This window comes from Actinoplanes sp. M2I2, assembly GCF_023544445.1.
Classification (GTDB): Bacteria; Actinomycetota; Actinomycetes; order Mycobacteriales; family Micromonosporaceae; genus Actinoplanes.
The window spans coordinates 106,484-123,261 of sequence record NZ_JALPVJ010000026.1 but is presented as its reverse complement, the minus strand read 5'-3'; the positions used below and the strand labels follow the sequence as shown (position 1 = coordinate 123,261).

General features: G+C 75.8%; 2 protein-coding genes. Both read right to left on the bottom strand.

Annotated elements, in window-relative coordinates; translation table 11 throughout:
* Positions 1–167: 167 nt before the first annotated feature.
* On the bottom strand, positions 168–380 hold the full coding sequence (locus HJC40_RS38170) for an MbtH family protein (protein ID WP_250008423.1): 213 nt from the start codon (positions 378–380) through the stop codon (positions 168–170).
* On the bottom strand, positions 377–16,762 hold the full coding sequence (locus tag HJC40_RS38165; RefSeq protein ID WP_250008421.1) for a non-ribosomal peptide synthetase: 16,386 nt from the start codon (positions 16,760–16,762) through the stop codon (positions 377–379). The genes HJC40_RS38170 and HJC40_RS38165 overlap by 4 nt, the downstream gene beginning before the upstream one ends.
* Positions 16,763–16,778: the final 16 nt, after the last annotated feature.

The window sequence follows — 16,778 nt, the reverse complement described above, 5'->3', positions numbered from 1 at the left end:
GGCCCTGGGCGACGCGGCCGCCCGGCAGGGCGTCAGCCCGGCCCAGCTCGCCCTGGCCTGGCTCCTGCACCGCTCCCCGGCCGTGCTGCCCATGAAGCACTCGCCCTGCTCGCCCACCTCGTCGCCTGACCGCGTCCCGGCGCCGACCGGGACGCGGCGCCGGGCGGTCAGTCGGCCGTCATCCGCTCCCGCAGCGACCGGGGACGCAGGTCGGTCCACGTCTTCTCGACGTAGTCGAGGCACGCCGCCCGCGACTCCTCGCCATAGACGACCCTCCAGCCGGCCGGCACGTCGACGAACGAGGGCCACAGCGAGTGCTGGTCCTCGTCGTTGACCAGCACCACGTACCGGCCCTCGGGGTCTTCGAAGGGGTTGGTCATCGGATCGTCCTCTCCACGTCGTCGTACAGCTCGGTCAGGCGCCGATCGGGGTCGGCCAGGGCGGCCGTCAGCAGAGCCCGGAACGACTCGCCGAACGCCACGGCGCTCGCGTGGTCGAACAGGTCGGCCGCGTATTCCACGTCGCAGTGCACCGGGCGGTCGTCCACCGGTTCGTAGAAGCTCAGGGTCAGGCCGGCCCGGAGCGCGCCGGTGGTCAGCGACTCGATCCGGACGCTGTCACCGCCGACCCCGGCCAGCCGGGCCTCCTCGTGGTGCACGATCATCACCGGCGGCCGGGTCAGCCCGTCCACCGCGGCCGGCAACGCGTCGAACGGCAGGTCCTGCCGGTCCAGCGCGCCCAGGTCGGTCTCGCGGACCCGGGCCAGCAACCCGGCGAACGTCGGGTCCCCGGTGGTGTCGGTCCGCAGCACCACCGTGTTGAGGAAACAGCCCACCAGGTCGGCCAGGACCGGCTCGGACCGACCGGCGACCAGCGCCCCGATCGGCAGGTCGGTGCCGGCGCCCGAGCCGGTCAGCAGCGCCGCCAGCGCGGCCTGCAAGACCATGAACATGCTCGTGCCGGTACGCCGGGCCAGCTCGTCCACGGCGCGGTGCGTCGCCCCGTCGAACACGATCGGCACCAGCCCGCTGCGGCCGGTCGTCCCGACGGGTCGCGGCCGGGCGCCGGGCAGCTCGACACCGGGCAGGCCGGTCAGCGACGAGCGCCACCATGCGAGCTGGCGGGCCTGCCGGCCGGCCGGGTCCGCCGGGTCACCGAGCAGCTCGTACTGCCAGCGGGTGTAGTCGGCGTAGTCGACCGGCAGGGGCGCCCACCGCGGCGCCCGGCCGGCCCGCCGAGCCTCGTAGGCGGTGGCCAGGTCGCGGACGAGCGGCACCACGGACCACTCGTCCACGCCGAGGTGGTGGACGGTGAGCAGCACCGCGCTCGCCCCGCCGCGGTCGGCGAGCAGGCGGGCCCGCAAGGGCGCCCGGCCGGTGAGGTCGACGGTCTCCCGGCTGAGCGCGGTGAGCCGGTCGTCGAGGGGCTCGTCGCTCGGGCCGAGGCGTTCCAGCACCGGCCGGTCGACGTCGACGCGCCACAGGTCACCGCCGGCCCAGCGATAGCCGGTGCGCAGCGGCGCGTGCCGTTCGACCACGTCGTCGAGGGCGGCCGCGAACGCGTCGCCGTCCAGGCCGTCGCCCCGGAACGCGAGGGCGAGGTCCCAGCCCCCGTTCGGGGCGGCCGCCTCGTGCTCCCGCCACAGATGCCGCTGCACCGGCGCGGCCCGGCCGTCGGCGACCTGGTCCGCGGCCCGCGCGGTCAGCGGGGGCCGGTCGGACGACGCGGGCCGGTCCGAGGCCGGCCGGTCGACCAGCCGGGCCAGGCCGGCCACGGTCGGCGTGTCGAACACGTCCCGGACGGCCAGGTCGGCGCCGAAGGTGGACCGGACCCGGCCGATCAACCGCATGCAGGACATCGAATGCCCGCCGAGGGCGAAGAAGTTGTCGTCCACCCCCACCCGGGGCAGGCCGAGGATCTCGGCGAACAGCTCGGCCAGCCGGGCCTGCGCCTCGGTGAGGGGCGCCGCGTCGCCGACCAGGGCCGTCCAGTCCGGGGCGGGCAGCCGGCGCCGGTCCACCTTGCCGTTCGGGGTGCGCGGCAACCCGCCGTCCAGGGCCACGATCAGCGCCGGGACGAGGTAGCTGGGCAGCCGGGCGGCCAGGTCGTCGCGCACGGCGACCGGGTCGACCGGCCCGGCCGCGGCGACCACGTAGCCGACCAGGCGCGTCGCGTCGCCGGAGCCGTCGACCACCACCACGGCCTGCGCCACGTCGGGGTGAGCGGCCAGGGCCGCCTCCACCTCGGCCGGCTCGATGCGGTGGCCGCGGATCTTCACCTGGTCGTCCACCCGGCCCAGGAAGTCGATCAGGCCGTCGGCCCGCCACCGGGCCCGATCACCGGTGCGGTACATGCGGGCGCCGGGCTCGCCGTACGGGTCGGCGACGAACCGCTCCGCGGTCAGCGCGGGACGGCCGAGATAGCCGCGGGCCAGGCCGCGACCGGCGATGTAGAGCTCGCCGGCCGCGCCCGGGGGCACCGGGCGCAGGCGCCGGTCGAGGACGTAGGCGACGGTGTTGGGATCGGGGACGCCGATCGGCACGGCGCCGGTCCAGCCGGGAACGGCGCGCCACAGCGTCGAGTTGACGGTCGCCTCGGTCAAGCCGTACGCGACGAACAGCCGCAGGGTGGCCGCCCACCGCGAGATCACCTCGGGCGGCACCTGCTCGGTGCCGACCAGCACGGTGAGCCCGGCCGGCAGCCCGGCCCCCGGCGGCAGCGCGGCGACCAGGGACGGCGGCAGGATCGCGTGGGTCACCCCGTACGCGGAGAGCAGCCGGGTCAGGGCCGGCCCGGGCGTGCGCGCCTCGTCGGGCGCGATCACCAGCCGCGCCCCGGTGCACAGCGCCATGGCCAGCTCGAAGGCGAACACGTCGAACCCGATCGAGGCGAACTGCAGGATGCCGCTGCCGGCGGTGACGCCCATCGGGTCCTGGGCGGTAGCGACCAGGCTCCCGATGCCCTCGTGGGTGACGGTGACGCCCTTGGGCCGGCCGGTCGAGCCGGAGGTGTAGATGACGTACGCGGCGTGCCCGATCCCGTCCGGCGGCGCCGGCAGCTCCCCGGCGGCCGGGTGCGGGGCATCCACCAGGATCCGCTCGACCCCGTCGGCGCCGGGCAGGGTGCAGGCCACGGCGGACGTGGTGAGCACGTGCCGGCTGCCCGAGTCGGCGAGCATGAAGGCCAGCCGGTCGGCCGGGTGCTGCAGGTCGAGCGGCAGGAACGCGGCGCCCAGCTCGAGCACGCCCATCGCGGCCACGATGGTCTCGAGCGACCGCGGGGTGGCCACGGCGACCACGCTCTCGGGCCGCACCCCGCGCTCGTGCAGCACCCCGGCCAGGCTGCGGGCCCGGTCGGCGAGCTCGGCGTAGGTCAGCGTGCGATCGCCGTCGACCACGGCGAGAGCGTCCGGCCGGGCGGCGACCCGCGCGGCGAACGCGGCCGACAGGCTCAGTTCCTCCACCGTACGGGCGGTGTCGTTGAACCCGCGCAGCACGCGCTCACGCTCGTCGCCGACCAGGATGTCCAGCCCGATCACCGGGGCGCCCGGGTCGGCCACCGCGGCCGAGGCGAGCGCGACCAGGCGGCGGGCCAGCACCTGGACGGTCGAGCGGTCGAACAGCTCGGTGCGGTAGGTGAGCCGGGCCGTCATGGCGTCACCCCCGTGCTCGGCCAGCTCGACCACGAGGTCGAACCGGGCCGTGCCGGTGTTCAGCGGCTCGTCGCCGACCTCGAGGCCGGCCAGGGTGACCGCCCCGGCCGCTTGGCGGTGCACGACCATCACCTGGAACAGCGGGTGCCGCGAGAGCGACCGAGGGGGGTTGACCACCTCGACGACGGACTCGAACGGCACGTCCTGGTGCGAGAAGGCGGCCAGGTCGGCGTCGCGCACCCGGGCCAGCAGGCCGGCGAAGCTCGGGTCTCCGCTCAGATCGGTGCGCAGCACGAGCGTGTTCACGAAGAAGCCGACCAGGTCGTGCAGCGCCTCCTCGGTGCGGCCGGCGATCGGCGCGCCCAGCGGGATGTCGTCGCCCGCCCCGACGCGGTGCAGCAGGGCTGCGGTCAACGCGTGGGCCACCATGAACGGGCTGGCTCCGGCCTCGGTCGCGAGCCGGCGCAGCCCGCGCACCACGTCGGCCGGCAGCTCCACGCTCACCTCGTCGCCGGCCGCGCCGGGCTCGGCCGGGCGGGGACGATCCAGGGGCAGCGCGATCTCCTCCGGGACGCCGTCCAGGGTGGACTGCCAGAAGGCGTGCTGCTCGGCAGCCACCTGGGTCAGGAGCTCGCGCTGCCACAGCGTGTAGTCGGCGTACTGGACCGGCAGCGGCGCCCAGTCCGGCTCCCGGCCGTCCCGCCGGGCCGCGTACGCGGTGGCGAGGTCGGCCAGGAACGGGCCGTCGGACCACTCGTCGGTGACGATGTGGTGCAGCAGCAGGACGAGCACGTGCTCCTCGGGTCCGCGGCGGATGAGCGTGGCCCGCAGCGGCAGGTCGGCCGCCAGGTCGAACGGGCGGGCGGCGACCTCGGACACGTCGGCGCCGTCGACCACCTCGAGCGGCGGGCGGGCCTGCTCGAACGGCAGGACGCGCTGGTAGGGCTCGCCGTCGGCGGACTCGATGACGGTGCGCAGCACCTCGTGCCGGCCGGCCACGGCGTGCAGCGCGTCGTGCAGCACGCCGGCCTCGAGCGGGCCGCGCAGCCGCAGCGTCAGCGGGAAGTTGTAGGCCGCCGACGGACCCTGCGCGCGGTCGAGGAACCACAGGCGGCGCTGCGCGAACGACAGCGGCAGCCGGTCGGGCCGGGACGCGGGCCGGAGCGCCGGCCTCGCGCCCGCGCCGCCGGTGAGGCGGGCGGCCAGCTCGGCCACCGTCGGGGCCTCGAACACGTCGCGGATCGACAGCTCCGCCCCGAGCGCCGTCCGGGCCCGGCTGACCAGGCGGATCGCCAGCAAGGAGTGGCCGCCGAGGTCGAAGAAGCCGTCGTCGACGCCGACCCTCGGCACCTCGAGCAGGTCGGCGTAGATGTCGCAGAGCGCGGTCTCGGCCGGGGTCGACGGGGGCCGGCCGGCCGCCGAGGTCTGCACCGTGGCGGCCGGCAGCGCCCGGATGTCGAGCTTGCCGTTGACCGTGAGGGGCAGCCGGTCCACCGCGACCAGCCCGGCCGGGATCATGTAGCCGGGCAGACGCTCCTTGAGGTACGAGCGCACCTGGCGCAGCACGGCGTCGTCCTCGGACGGGGCCCAGCCGGGACCACGGACGAGGTAGCCGGCCAGCCGCTTGACCGGGTCGACCACCACGGCGGCCTGCGTCACCCGCGGGTGACCGGCGATCGCCGACTCCACCTCGCCCAGCTCCACCCGGTACCCGCGGATCTTCACCTGGTCGTCGGTGCGGCCGAGGAAGTCGAGGTTGCCGTCGGGGCGCCGCCGCACGAGGTCGCCGGTGCGGTACATCCGCTCCCCCGGCCGGCCGTACGGGTCGGCCACGAACCGTTCCGCCGACCGCCCGGTCTGCCGGTGGTAGCCGCGGGCCAGGCCGATCCCGGCGATGTAGAGCTCACCCGGCGCGCCCGGGGCGGCCGGGCGCAGGTACGGGTCGAGGATGTAGGCGCGGGTGTTCCAGATGGCGCGGCCGACCGTCGGGGTGGCACTGTCCCCGGTGCCGCCGCCGAGCGTGTTGATCGTGTACTCGGTCGGCCCGTACAGGTTGTAGCCGGTGACCCCCTCGGTGTCGCGCAGCCGGGCCCAGACCTGGTCGGGCACGGCCTCGCCGCCCAGCAGCACCAGCGGCGGCCGGTGCCGGCCCTCGCCGTCCTCGAGCAGCCCCTGCTCGATGAGGTGGTGGGCGTACGTCGGGGTCACGTTGACGACGTCGATGCGGTGCTCGTCGCAGTAGGCGACCAGCCCGGCCGCGTCCCGCCGCAACTGTTCGTCGCAGACGTGCACCTCGTGGCCCTCGACGAGCCAGAGCAGCTCCTCCCACGACATGTCGAAGGCGAACGAGACGGTGTGCGCGATCCGCAGCCGCCTCCCGGCCGCCTCGACCACCGGCCCGAAGATGGCCTCGCGGTGGTTGAGCTGCATGTTGGTCAGGCCGCGATACGGCGTGACGACGCCCTTGGGCCGCCCGGTCGAGCCGGAGGTGTAGATGATGTACGCCGGGTGCTCGAGCCGGCTCAGGTCACCGCGGTTGTCGGGCAGCGGCACGTCGGGGTACTCGAGCGGCGCGTCCAGTTCCAGCACCGGGACAGCGCCCGGTGGCAGCAACCGGGTCACCGCCGAGTGGGTGAGCACGCACATCGGTTCGGTGTCGGCCAGCATCAGAGCGAGCCGCTCGGCCGGCAGGTCCAGTTCCAGGGGCAGATAAGCGGCTCCCGTACGCAGCACCGCGAACAGGGCGGCCACCATGTCCAGGGTCCGGGGCAGGGCCAGCGCGACGACCTTCTCCGGTCTGGCTCCCCGGGCCAGCAGCAGCCGGGCGATCCCGGTGACCCGCTCGTCGAGCTCGGCATAGGTGAGCCGCTGGTCGCCCGCCACCAGCGCGACCGCGCCCGGCGTGCGGGCGGCCTGGTCGGCCAGCAGCTCGGCCACGGTGTCGGCGCCGACCGGGTTGACGGTGCGGTCCCAGTCCTCCCGCAGCAGCCGGTGGTCGTCCGCGGTGAGCAGGTCGAGCGCGCCGACCGGCCGGTCCGGGCCGGCCGCGATCCGCTCCAGCACGCCGGCCAGACGGTCCAGCAGCGCCCGCGCGGCCGGGCCGTCGACCACCTCGGGCCGGTGGTCGAGCGCGATCCGGAACCGGCGGCGCGGGGTGATGACCAGCGTCAGCGGATAGTGGGTGGCGTCCACTCCCTCGACGGCCTCGATGCCGTGCCGGCCGCGCAGATCGGCCGACTCGTTCTCGTCGACGAAGTTCTGCATCACGTACAGCGTGTCGAAGAGCCGGGGATGTCCGGTCGCCCGCTGGATGTCGGCCAGTCCGACGTGGTCGTAGTCCATCAGCGTGAGGCGCTGGTCCCGCAGGCGGCGCAGCAGGTCGAGGACGGACTCGCGGGGGTCGGGCGCGACCCGTACGGGCACGGTGTTGAGGAACAGCCCGACGATGCTGTCGACCAGCGGCACGTCGCCGTGGCGCCCGGCCACGGTCATGCCGAAGACGACGTCGTTCCGTCCGGCGTGAGCGCCCAGCACCAGCCCCCAGGCCGCGCCGAACACGGTGTTGAGCGTCAGACCGTGGTCCCGGGCGGCCTCGCGCAGGCGGTCGCTCAGCGCTTCCGGCAGGTCGATGGCGTGGCGCTCGGGCAGCGCCGGGGCGAGGTTGCGGTCGGCCGGCCCGATCAGCGTCGGCTCGGTGAGCCCGGCCAGGGCGTCGCGCCAGTGCCCGGTCGCCGCCGCGGTGTCCTGCCGGCCCAGCCAGGCCAGGTGGTCCCGGTACGAGCCGGCCGGGGGCAGCCCGGTGGCGTCGCCGTCCCGCTCGTACAGCGTGAACAGCTGCTCGACGAACAGCTCCTCGGACCAGCCGTCCCACAGGATCAGGTGGTGGCTGACCACCAGCCGGTCCCGGTCACCGGGCAGCCGCAGGAGGGTGAGCCGGCACAGCGGCGGGTCGGCGAGGTCGAACCGGCGGGTGCGGTCGGCCGCCAGCACGCCGGCCACCGCCGCCTCGCACTCGGCCGGGCCGAGGTGGCTGAGGTCGACCTCGTCCACGGGCAGGGCCAGGCCGTCCGGCACGAACTGCACCGGCCGGCTCAGGCCGTCGCTGGCGAACCCGGCCCGCATGCCGTCGTTGCGGGCCAGCAGCGCGGCCCCGGCCCGGCGCAGCCGCTCGAGGTCGACGCGGTAGCCCAGGTCGAAGGCGTCCTGTCCGGTGTAGACGTCGAGTTCGGCGGCGTCGTAGCTGGCGTGGAAGTACAGCCCCTCCTGCAGCGGCGACAACGGCCAGACGTCGCCGACCGGGGACCGGCTGATCTCCCGTACCCGGGCCAGCTCGGCCCCGGGCAGGGCGAGCAGCGTCCGGCCGCCGGCGAGTTCGCGCAGCGCCGCGACCCAGCCGTCGGCCACGGCGGCGACGTCGTCCCCGGTGAGCGGCCCGTCGGCCCAGGTCCAGGTGGCCACGAACTCCGGGCCGTGAGCGGTCTCGGCGCACACGACGTCGACCTGCAGCAGATGGGCCAGGGCGAGACCGCCGTTGACGTCGGTCGGCAGCTCCTCGGCGGCCGGGGTCCACGGCTCGCCGGTGCCGGCCGGGAAGCGGCCGTAGTAGTTGAACAGCACCTGCGGCGCGGCCGCCCGGGCCAGGATCGGCGCCGTCTGGGCGTTGAGGTGACGCAACATCCCGTAGCCGAGGCCACCGTCCGGGGCGGCCCGGAGCCGCTCGCCGATGGTCGCGACCGAGTCGTCGAGGCGCACCGGTTGCACCGCGGTGAGCCAGCCGACCGTGCGCGCGAGGTCCAGGCCGGGCTCGAGGTCCTCGCGGCCGTGCCGCTCGATCTCGACCAGCAGTTCCGCGCCGGTCGCGCCGCGCCAGCGGTCGACCCCGCGGTACAACGCGGCCAGCAGCACCTCGGTGATCTCGGCCCGCAGCTCGGTGGGCACGGTGGTGAGCAGCGTCCGGGTCTCGGCCGTGGTGAGCCGGACCGTGTGCCGCCGGGCGGACGCGCCGGGCGGGGGCGGCGGCGTGCCGGGCAGCAGGTCGGCCCCCGGGGCCAGCACCCGCATCCAGTGTTCGAGCTCGCCGAGCCGCTGCGGGGCCTGGGCCTGACTCTGCAGGACCTGGGCGTAGCGGCGCAACGAGGTGCCCACGGGAGGCAACGGCGTCCCGGCGGCCGCCGTGGCCAGGTCGTCCAGGACGATGCGCCAGGAGACGCCGTCGACCAGCAGGTGATGGGCCATGAGCAGCAGCCGGCCCGCGCGGTCGCCCGCGTCGAACCAGACGGCCTCGAGCATCCGTCCCTCGTCGGGATCGAGCCGGTCGGTGGCCGCGGCCGTCTCGGTGGCGATCACCCCGGCGAGCCGGTCGGCCGGCAGCGCCGACACGTCGACCCGGCGGAGCAGATCGGCCGGCCCCGGCGGGGTGGTCTCCAAGGTCCACAGCACCCCGGCGATCCGGCGCAGCCGCAGCCGGAGCCCGTCGTGGCGGTCCAGCACCGCCCGCAGCACCGCGGGCACGTCGGCCCCGGCGGGCACGGTCACGAGCACGGGCAGCGTGAACCGGTCGATCGGGGCGCCGGTGTCGCGCAGCCAGTGCACGATCGGCAGCAGCGGCACGTCGCCCACGCCGTCGGCCTCCACCGGCGCGGCGACCTCCGTCCGCGCCGGTGACTCCGGCAGGCCGGCCGCGATCGCCCGGGGCGTGCGCCGGGTGAGCACCTCGCGCGGTGTGACCGGCAGCCCCCGGCGACGGGCCTGGCTCGACACGGCGATGGAGACGATGCTGTCCCCGCCCAGGGCGAAGAAGTCGTCCTCGGGTCCGACGCCGGCCAGGTTGAGAACGGCCGCGAAAACCTCGGTGAGCACCCGTTCGCGGTCGTCGCGCGGCCGGTCGGCCGCCGGTGGGGCGAGGGCCGGGTCGGGCGCGGAGGCCGGCCCGAGGGCGGCGACGGCGGCCCGGTCGATCTTGCCGTTCGCGGTCAGCGGCAGCGCCTCGACCACGTGGACGGCCGACGGCACGAGCGCGGCCGGCAGCGCGGCGGCGGCCGCGGCGAGCAGGGCCGGCCCGTCGGCCCGAGCCGAACCGGCGGCGAGAACCACCGCGGCGACCAGCCGGACGCCGCCGGTGCCGGTCGGACGCGCGGCCACCGCGGCCTGGGCCACGCCGGGCCGGGCGGCCAGCCAGGCCTCGATCTCGGCCGGGTCGATCCGGGCTCCCCGCACCTTGATCTCGTCGTCGGCGCGGCCCAGGTAGGTCAGGACGCCCTCGGCGTCGCGGCGCACCAGGTCGCCGGTGCGGTACATCCGCTCCCCCGGCGCCCCGAACGGGTCGGCGACGAAGCGGTAAGCCGTCTCGCCGGTGCGGCCGAGATAGCCGCGGGCCAGTTGCGCGCCGGCCACGTAGAGCTCACCCGGCACGTCCACCGGCACGGGCTGCAGGTGGTCGTCCAGGACGTACAGGCAGGTGTTGCCGACCGGGCCGCCGATCGGCACGGCCGGGCCGTGGGCGCCGTCGTTGGGCCACCACGTGACCTGCACGGCGGTCTCGGTCGGGCCGTAGAAATTGTCAAGCCGGACCCCGGTCAGCGTGTGCCACCGCCGCGCGAGCTCGCCGGTCAGCGCCTCGCCGCCGCTGGACACCCAGCGCAGCGAGCCGGCCCAGCCGGTGTCCTCGCGCACCTGGTCGGAGAGCAGGAACGCGGCGGCCAGCGACGGCACCAGGGTGAGGGCGGTGACCCGGTGCCGTTCGATGAGCGCGGCCAGCTCGGCCGGGTCCTGAGCGCCGCCCGCGGGCGGCAGGACCACGGCGGCGCCGGCGCAGAGCGGCCAGAACAGCTCCCACACCGAGGTGTCGAAGCCGATCGGGGCGAGCTGCAGCATCCGGTCGTGCTCGTCGAGCGGGAACTGCCGCCGCGACCACTCGAGCTGATTCATGATCGCGCGATGGCTGACCACCACGCCCTTGGGCCGGCCGGTCGAGCCGGAGGTGTAGATCAAGTAGGCGGCGTGGCCGGGCTGCGCGGGGCCGGCTGCGGGCGCCGCCGGCGCGGCCACCGGACGGTCGCCGACCAGCAGGTAGGAAAGCCCGGCCGGGCGGGGCAGGGCAGCCACCAGGTCGGTCGTGGTCACGGCGAGGCGCGCCCCGGCGTCGGCCACCACGGCGGTCAGCCGGTCGGCCGGCTGGGCCGGGTCGAGCGGCAGATAGGCGGCGCCCGACTTCAGGACGCCGAGCAGCGCCACGACCAGCTCGACGCGGTGCGGCACGGCCACCGCGACGATCCGTTCCGGGCCGGCGCCCTGGGCCACCAGCCGGGCCGCCAGCTCGCCGGCCCGCTCGTCCAGCTCGCGGTAGGTCAGACTGCGCTCCCCGGCCAGCACCGCGACCGCGTCGGGGGTGCGGGCGGCCTGCGCGGCGATCGCGGCCGGCACCGTGGTCGCGGGCACGTCGACCGGAGGCCCCACCAGAACCGGCGCACCCGCGCCGGACACCGCGATCCGGCCCACCGGCTCGGCCGGGGCGTGGACGACCGCGGCCAGCACGTGGCCCAGCCCGGTGCGGATCCGCTCCACGGTGGCCGGCGCGATGCGGGCCGGGTCGTACTCGAGGGTGAGCCCGAGCCGCGGGCCGGGCGCCACCAGCAGGCTGACCGGGTAGTGGGTCGCTTCGCGGAACGAGACCCCGGAGACCCTCAGCGCGCCGTCCGCATCGTGCCCGCCGGAGAGGTCGGGGTAGTTCTCCAGCACCACGAGCGAGTCGAACAGCTCGCCGGTCCCGGCCAGCCGCTGGATCGCGGCCAGGCCGAGGTGCTGGTGGTCGAGCAGGGCCGCGTGCTCGCCGGCGTGCCGGGTGAGCAGCTCGGCCAGCGGCTCGGCCGGGTTCCAGCGCAGCCGCACCGGGATCGTGTTGATGAACAGGCCGATCATCGACTCGATGCCGTCGACCTCGGCCTGGCGGCCCGAGACGGTGCTGCCGAAGGTCACGTCACGCCGGCCGGTCAGGCGGCCGAGCAGCAGACCCCAGGCGCCGTGCACGGCCGTGCCGAGGGTGAGGCCGTGCGCGCGCGCCCGCTGGGCCAGGCCGAGGGCGACGTCGTCCGGCAGCTCGACGGCGACCTGACGCACCGGACCGGGGACGGCCGCCGGGTCGGCCAGCAGGGCCGGCTCGTCGAAACCGGCCAGCGCGGCCCGCCAGGCGTCGGTGGCTGCCTTCTGGTCGCGCCCGGCCAGCCACTCCAGATACCGGCGGTACGGGGTGACCGCCGCCGCCCGGGGCGGTTCGCCGTGCGGGGCGTAGCCGGCCAGCAGGTCGCGCAGGAACACGGCCACCGACCAGCCGTCGGTGACGATGTGGTGGTGGGTGAGCACGAGGGTGTGCCGGTCGTCGGCGTGCCGCACGAGCAGGCAGCGCAGCAGCGGCGGCGTGGCCAGGTCGAACCCGGCCGCCCGTTCCGCGGCCAGCTCTTCCTCGGCCAGTTCTTCCCCGGCCCCGGGCGTCGCCACCCGCCACGGCGCGGCGACGCCGTCCACGACGACCTGCACGACGCGGCCGTCGGCCAGTTCCCGAAAGCCGGCCCGCAGCGGCGCGTGCCGGTCGAGCACGCGCTGCACGGAGCGGCGCAGCGCGTCGGCGTCGAGCGGCCCGTCCAGGGTGACGAGCTGCTGGACCACGTACCGGTCGCTGTCCCCGTCGCCGGCGTTGGCGTGGAAGTAGAAGCCGTGCTGCAACGGGGTCAGCGGGAGCACGTCGGACAGGCTCGGCGCGGCCTCGCTCAGCCTGTCGACGTCGTCCTGGGTCAGCCGCACCAGCGGGAAGTCGGACGGGGTGAAGCCGCCGGCACCCGGCTGCGCCGCGTGGTCGGCCAGGGCGCCGAGCGCGGCGAACCAGCCCTCGGCCAGCTCGGCGACGCTCGCGTCGTCGATCAGGTCGCCCGGGTAGGCCCAGGTGACCCCGAGCCGCGGCCCGTCCGGGTAGTCCTCGGTGAAGGCGTTGACCTCCAGGGTGTACGGCGCCACCGGCATCTCGGCGTCGTACCCGCCGGCCAGCACGCCCGCGCCGGGCACCGGGGTCCACGGCGCGTCGGCGCCGGCGGCGACGGCGAAGCGGCCCAGGTAGTTGAAGCTGATCTGCGGGACGGGCAGCGCGCTCAGGACGGCCGCCGTCTCCGGGTTGAGGTACCGCAGCAGCCCGAACCCGAGGCCGTGGTCCGGCACCGCGTTCAGCTGTTCCTTGACGCGCTTGAGGGCGGCGCCGGCGTCGGGACCGCCGGCCAGCGCGCCGGGCACGTCCACGGCGCCGAGATCCAGGCGTACGGGGAAGACGCTGGTGAACCACCCGAGGGTGCGCGAAAGACGCACCTCTGGGTCGATCTGTTCCTCGCGGCCGTGGCCCTCCAGGGCGAGGAGCACCGGCGGCGTACCGTCGCCGCGGCGACGGCGCCAGTCGGTCACCGCCAGCGCCAGCGCAGTGAGCAGCGCGTCGTTGACCCCGGCGTGGAACGCGGCCGGCACGCTGGTCAACAGAGCGGCGGTGCGGTCGGCCGGAAGCCGCAACGTCAGCCGCCGTACGGAACCGAGGTCGCCGACCAGGTCGAGCGGACGGCTCCCGAACGCCGGGTCGTCGCCGGTGAGCTGCTCGCGCCAGTGGGACAGCTCGGCCAGGCGATCGGGGCGGTGCGCCTCGGCCGTGGCGATCTCGGCCCAGCGCTTGAGCGGGGTGCCGATCGGGGCCGGGGCGGCGCCCGCGGCGGCCTCGGCCAGGTCGGGCAGCAGGATCCGCCAGCTGACGCCGTCGACCACGATGTGGTGCACGGCCAGCACCAGGTGGCCCGGCCGGCCGGCGCCGGCGTCGAGCCAGACGGCCTGGGCCAGCACGCCGGCCTCGGGGTCGAGCCGGCTCGCGGCCTGCCGGCTCGCCTCGTCGGCCAGCGCCCGGATCCGGCTCTCGGTGAGCCCGGCGGCGTCGATCCGCTGCAGCCACTGCTCGGTGTCGACGGTGCCGGGCGGGGCGACGACGAGCTTGCCCGGTGCGGTCGCGGTGGCCCGGACGAGACGGGCGCGCAGCGCGTCGTGCCGGTCGGCGACCACCCGCAACGTGCGCACGAGGCTGTCCCGGTCCGTGTCCGACGGCAGGCGCACGAGCAGCCACTGGTTGAACGCGCGGAAGTCGCCGCCGCACTCGTCGAGCCAGGCCATGATCGGCAGCAGCGGCAGGTCGCCGACGCCCGCTTCCGGGTCGTCCACGGCGTCGGCCCCGGTGGTCGTGAGCACCGGGGCCAGCGCGGCCACGGTGCGGTGCTGGAACACCTGCCGCGGGGTGACGACCAGGCCGGCCTGCCGGGCCCGGATCACCAACTGGATCGACACGATGCTGTCGCCGCCGAGCGCGAAGAAGTCGTCGTCCACGCCGACCTCGGGCAGGCCGAGCACCTCGGCGTAGAGCGCGCAGAGCACCTCCTCCCGGGCGTCGCGGGCGGCCCCGCCGGTGGTCAGGGCGGCGAAGTCGGGGGCCGGGAGCGCGGCCCGGTCGACCTTGCCGGCGGTCGTCATCGGGATGCGGTCGAGCGGGGTGAACGACGACGGCACCATGTAGTCGGGCAGCCAGCCGCGGGCGTGCGCGCGCAGGACAGTCATGAGCGCGTTGGCATCGCGGAACGGGGCCGGCCGGTTCGCGTACGACGAAGGCTTGACGCTCGCGGGCCGGTGGGCCGGCGGCGGCTGGACGCCGGGCGGGGTGAAGACCGCGTCGAGGCGGCCGTCGCGCGCCCCGGCGGTGAAGGTGACCTCCACGGTCCAGCCGTGCCGCTGGGCCAGCCGGTGCAGGTCCTCGGGGTCGACCGCCGGTGGGGACGGCGCCGGATCGCATGGCGGGTCGAGGGCGTCCAGCGCCGCGACGTCGGCGCCGAGCCGGGCGTTGGGCAGGCCGGTGACCCGCAACGGACGGTCGCCGGCCAGGTGCAGGTCGCGCCACCGGACCTCGTCGGCCGGCGCCGGATCGCCCGCGGCCGCGGTGCGCAGCACGACGTCGTACCGGTGGCGGGTCAGCTCGTTGTGGAAGTGCCCACGCTTCACCCGGACGTCGGCCGCGGTCACCCCGGGCAGGGTGGCGAACAGGTCGGGGTCGACGAGCAACTCCCCCTCCCACTGCACGGCACGCCGCACCGCCGGCCAGGCTTCGGCCGGATCGGCCCCGGGACGGCGCTGCGCCTCGATCCCGGCCCGCAACGCCGGCAGGAGACCCAGGTGCCGGACGTCGCCGACGAACACCGAGCCGCCCGGCGCCAGCAGCCCGAGCACCTTGGTGAGCACGTCGATCAGGTAGTCGACGCCGGGGAAGTACTGCGCCACCGAGTTGATCACGATGGTGTCGAAGCCGGTGGGCAGCCCGGTCACGTCGTCGGCCGGCCGGGCCGACAGCTCGACGCCGGGGAAATGCCCCCGCAGCGTGCGGATGGCCTCTTCGGACAGATCGGTCCCCCAGTACGCCTCCACCAGCGGCGCGATGCGCGACAGCAGCAGGCCGCTGCCGACGCCGATCTCGAGCACCCGGCGCGGGCGCAGCGCGAGGATCGCGTCGACGGTGGCGTCGCGCCATTCCCGCATCTGCTCGACCGGAATCGGCAGCCCGTCGTAGCTGCTGTTCCAGCCGGTGAAGTTCTCGGTGTACGACTCGGTCCGCCCGGCCGTGTAGAGCAGCTCGTGCAGGTGCTTCCACTGTCCGACCTGCTCCTGCGCGGCGTCGGACACGGCCGGGCCGTCCAGGCGCGGCACCACGTAGGCGGCCAGCCGCACATCGCCGGGCCGGTCCTCGCGGGCGACCACGGCCACCTGGGCGACCGCCGGATGCCGGCCGATCACGGACTCGACCTCGCCCGGCTCGATCCGGTAGCCGCGCACCTTGACCTGGTCGTCGGTGCGGCCGACGAACTCGAGTCGCCCGTCCTCGCGCAACCGCACGAGGTCGCCGGTGCGGTAGAGGCGCCCGCCGGCCGGGCCGAACGGGTCGGCCACGAAGCGTTCCGCGGTCAGCGCCGGCCGGCCCAGGTAGCCCCGGGCCAGGCCGGAACCACCCAGGTAGAGCTCGCCGGTCCCGCCGGCCGGGACCGGGCGCAGCGCGGCGTCCAGGACGTGGCACCGGGTGTCCGGATCGGCCACCCCGATGGGCACGGTCGCGCCGGGCGGGGTCGCCGGGTCGCAGCGGCCCAGGGTGGAGTTGACGGTCGCCTCGGTCGGCCCGTACGCGTTGAACATCGGCCGGTCCCGCGCCCACCGCGCGACCAGCTCGGCCGACACCCGCTCGGTGCCGGCCAGCAGCGTGGCGCCGGCCGGCAGGTCGCAACCGGCGGGCATCGCGGCCAGAAGCGCGGGCGGCAGGATCATGAACGTCACGCCGTGCTCGCGGGCGTAGTCGGCCAGCGGCGGGCCGGGCACGCGACGGTCGGCCGGCACCACCACCAACCGGCCCCCGGTGAGCAGGCCGTTGCACAGGTCGAAGAACGCGACGTCGAAGCTGGGCGACGCGAACTGCAGCACCCGGCTGTGCGGGCCGGCGCCGAGCCGCTCGGTGGCCGTCGCGAGCAGCTTCGCGACGCCGGAGTGCGACACCACGACACCCTTGGGACGCCCGGTCGATCCGGAGGTGTAGATGACGTACGCGGCGTTGGCCGCGGTGAGCGCGGGGGCGGGCGCGGTGGCCGGTTCGCGGCCGAGGTCGAGCTCGTCGAGCAGCACCGCGTCCGTGTTCAGGACGGGGGCCAGCTCGGCCGTGCTCAGGACGCAGACCGGCGCGGCGTCGGCCAGCAGATAGGCGATCCGCTCGGCCGGGTACTCCGGGTCGATCGGCAGGTAGGCCGCGCCCGCCTTCAGCACCGCCACCTCGGCCACGATCAGGTCGGCCGACCGGGGCAGGCAGAGGCCGACCACCCGCTCCGGTCCGGCGCCCCGCCCGATCAGCGCGTGGGCGAGGCGGTTGGCCCGCTCGTCGAGTTCCGCGTACGTCAGCGCCATGTCCTCGTACACCACGGCCACTGCCTCGGGCCGTCGGCGGACCTGGACCGAGAACAGCTCGGGCCAGGTGGCCAGGGTCGTCGCGACAGCGTCGGTTCGCGCGAATTCGGGCACAGCGAAGTACCGCCCC

What these genes read in the sequence shown, in the direction of transcription:
- HJC40_RS38170 (WP_250008423.1), bottom strand. Translation starts at nt 380, where the DNA reads ATGACCAACCCCTTCGAAGACCCCGAGGGCCGGTACGTGGTGCTGGTC.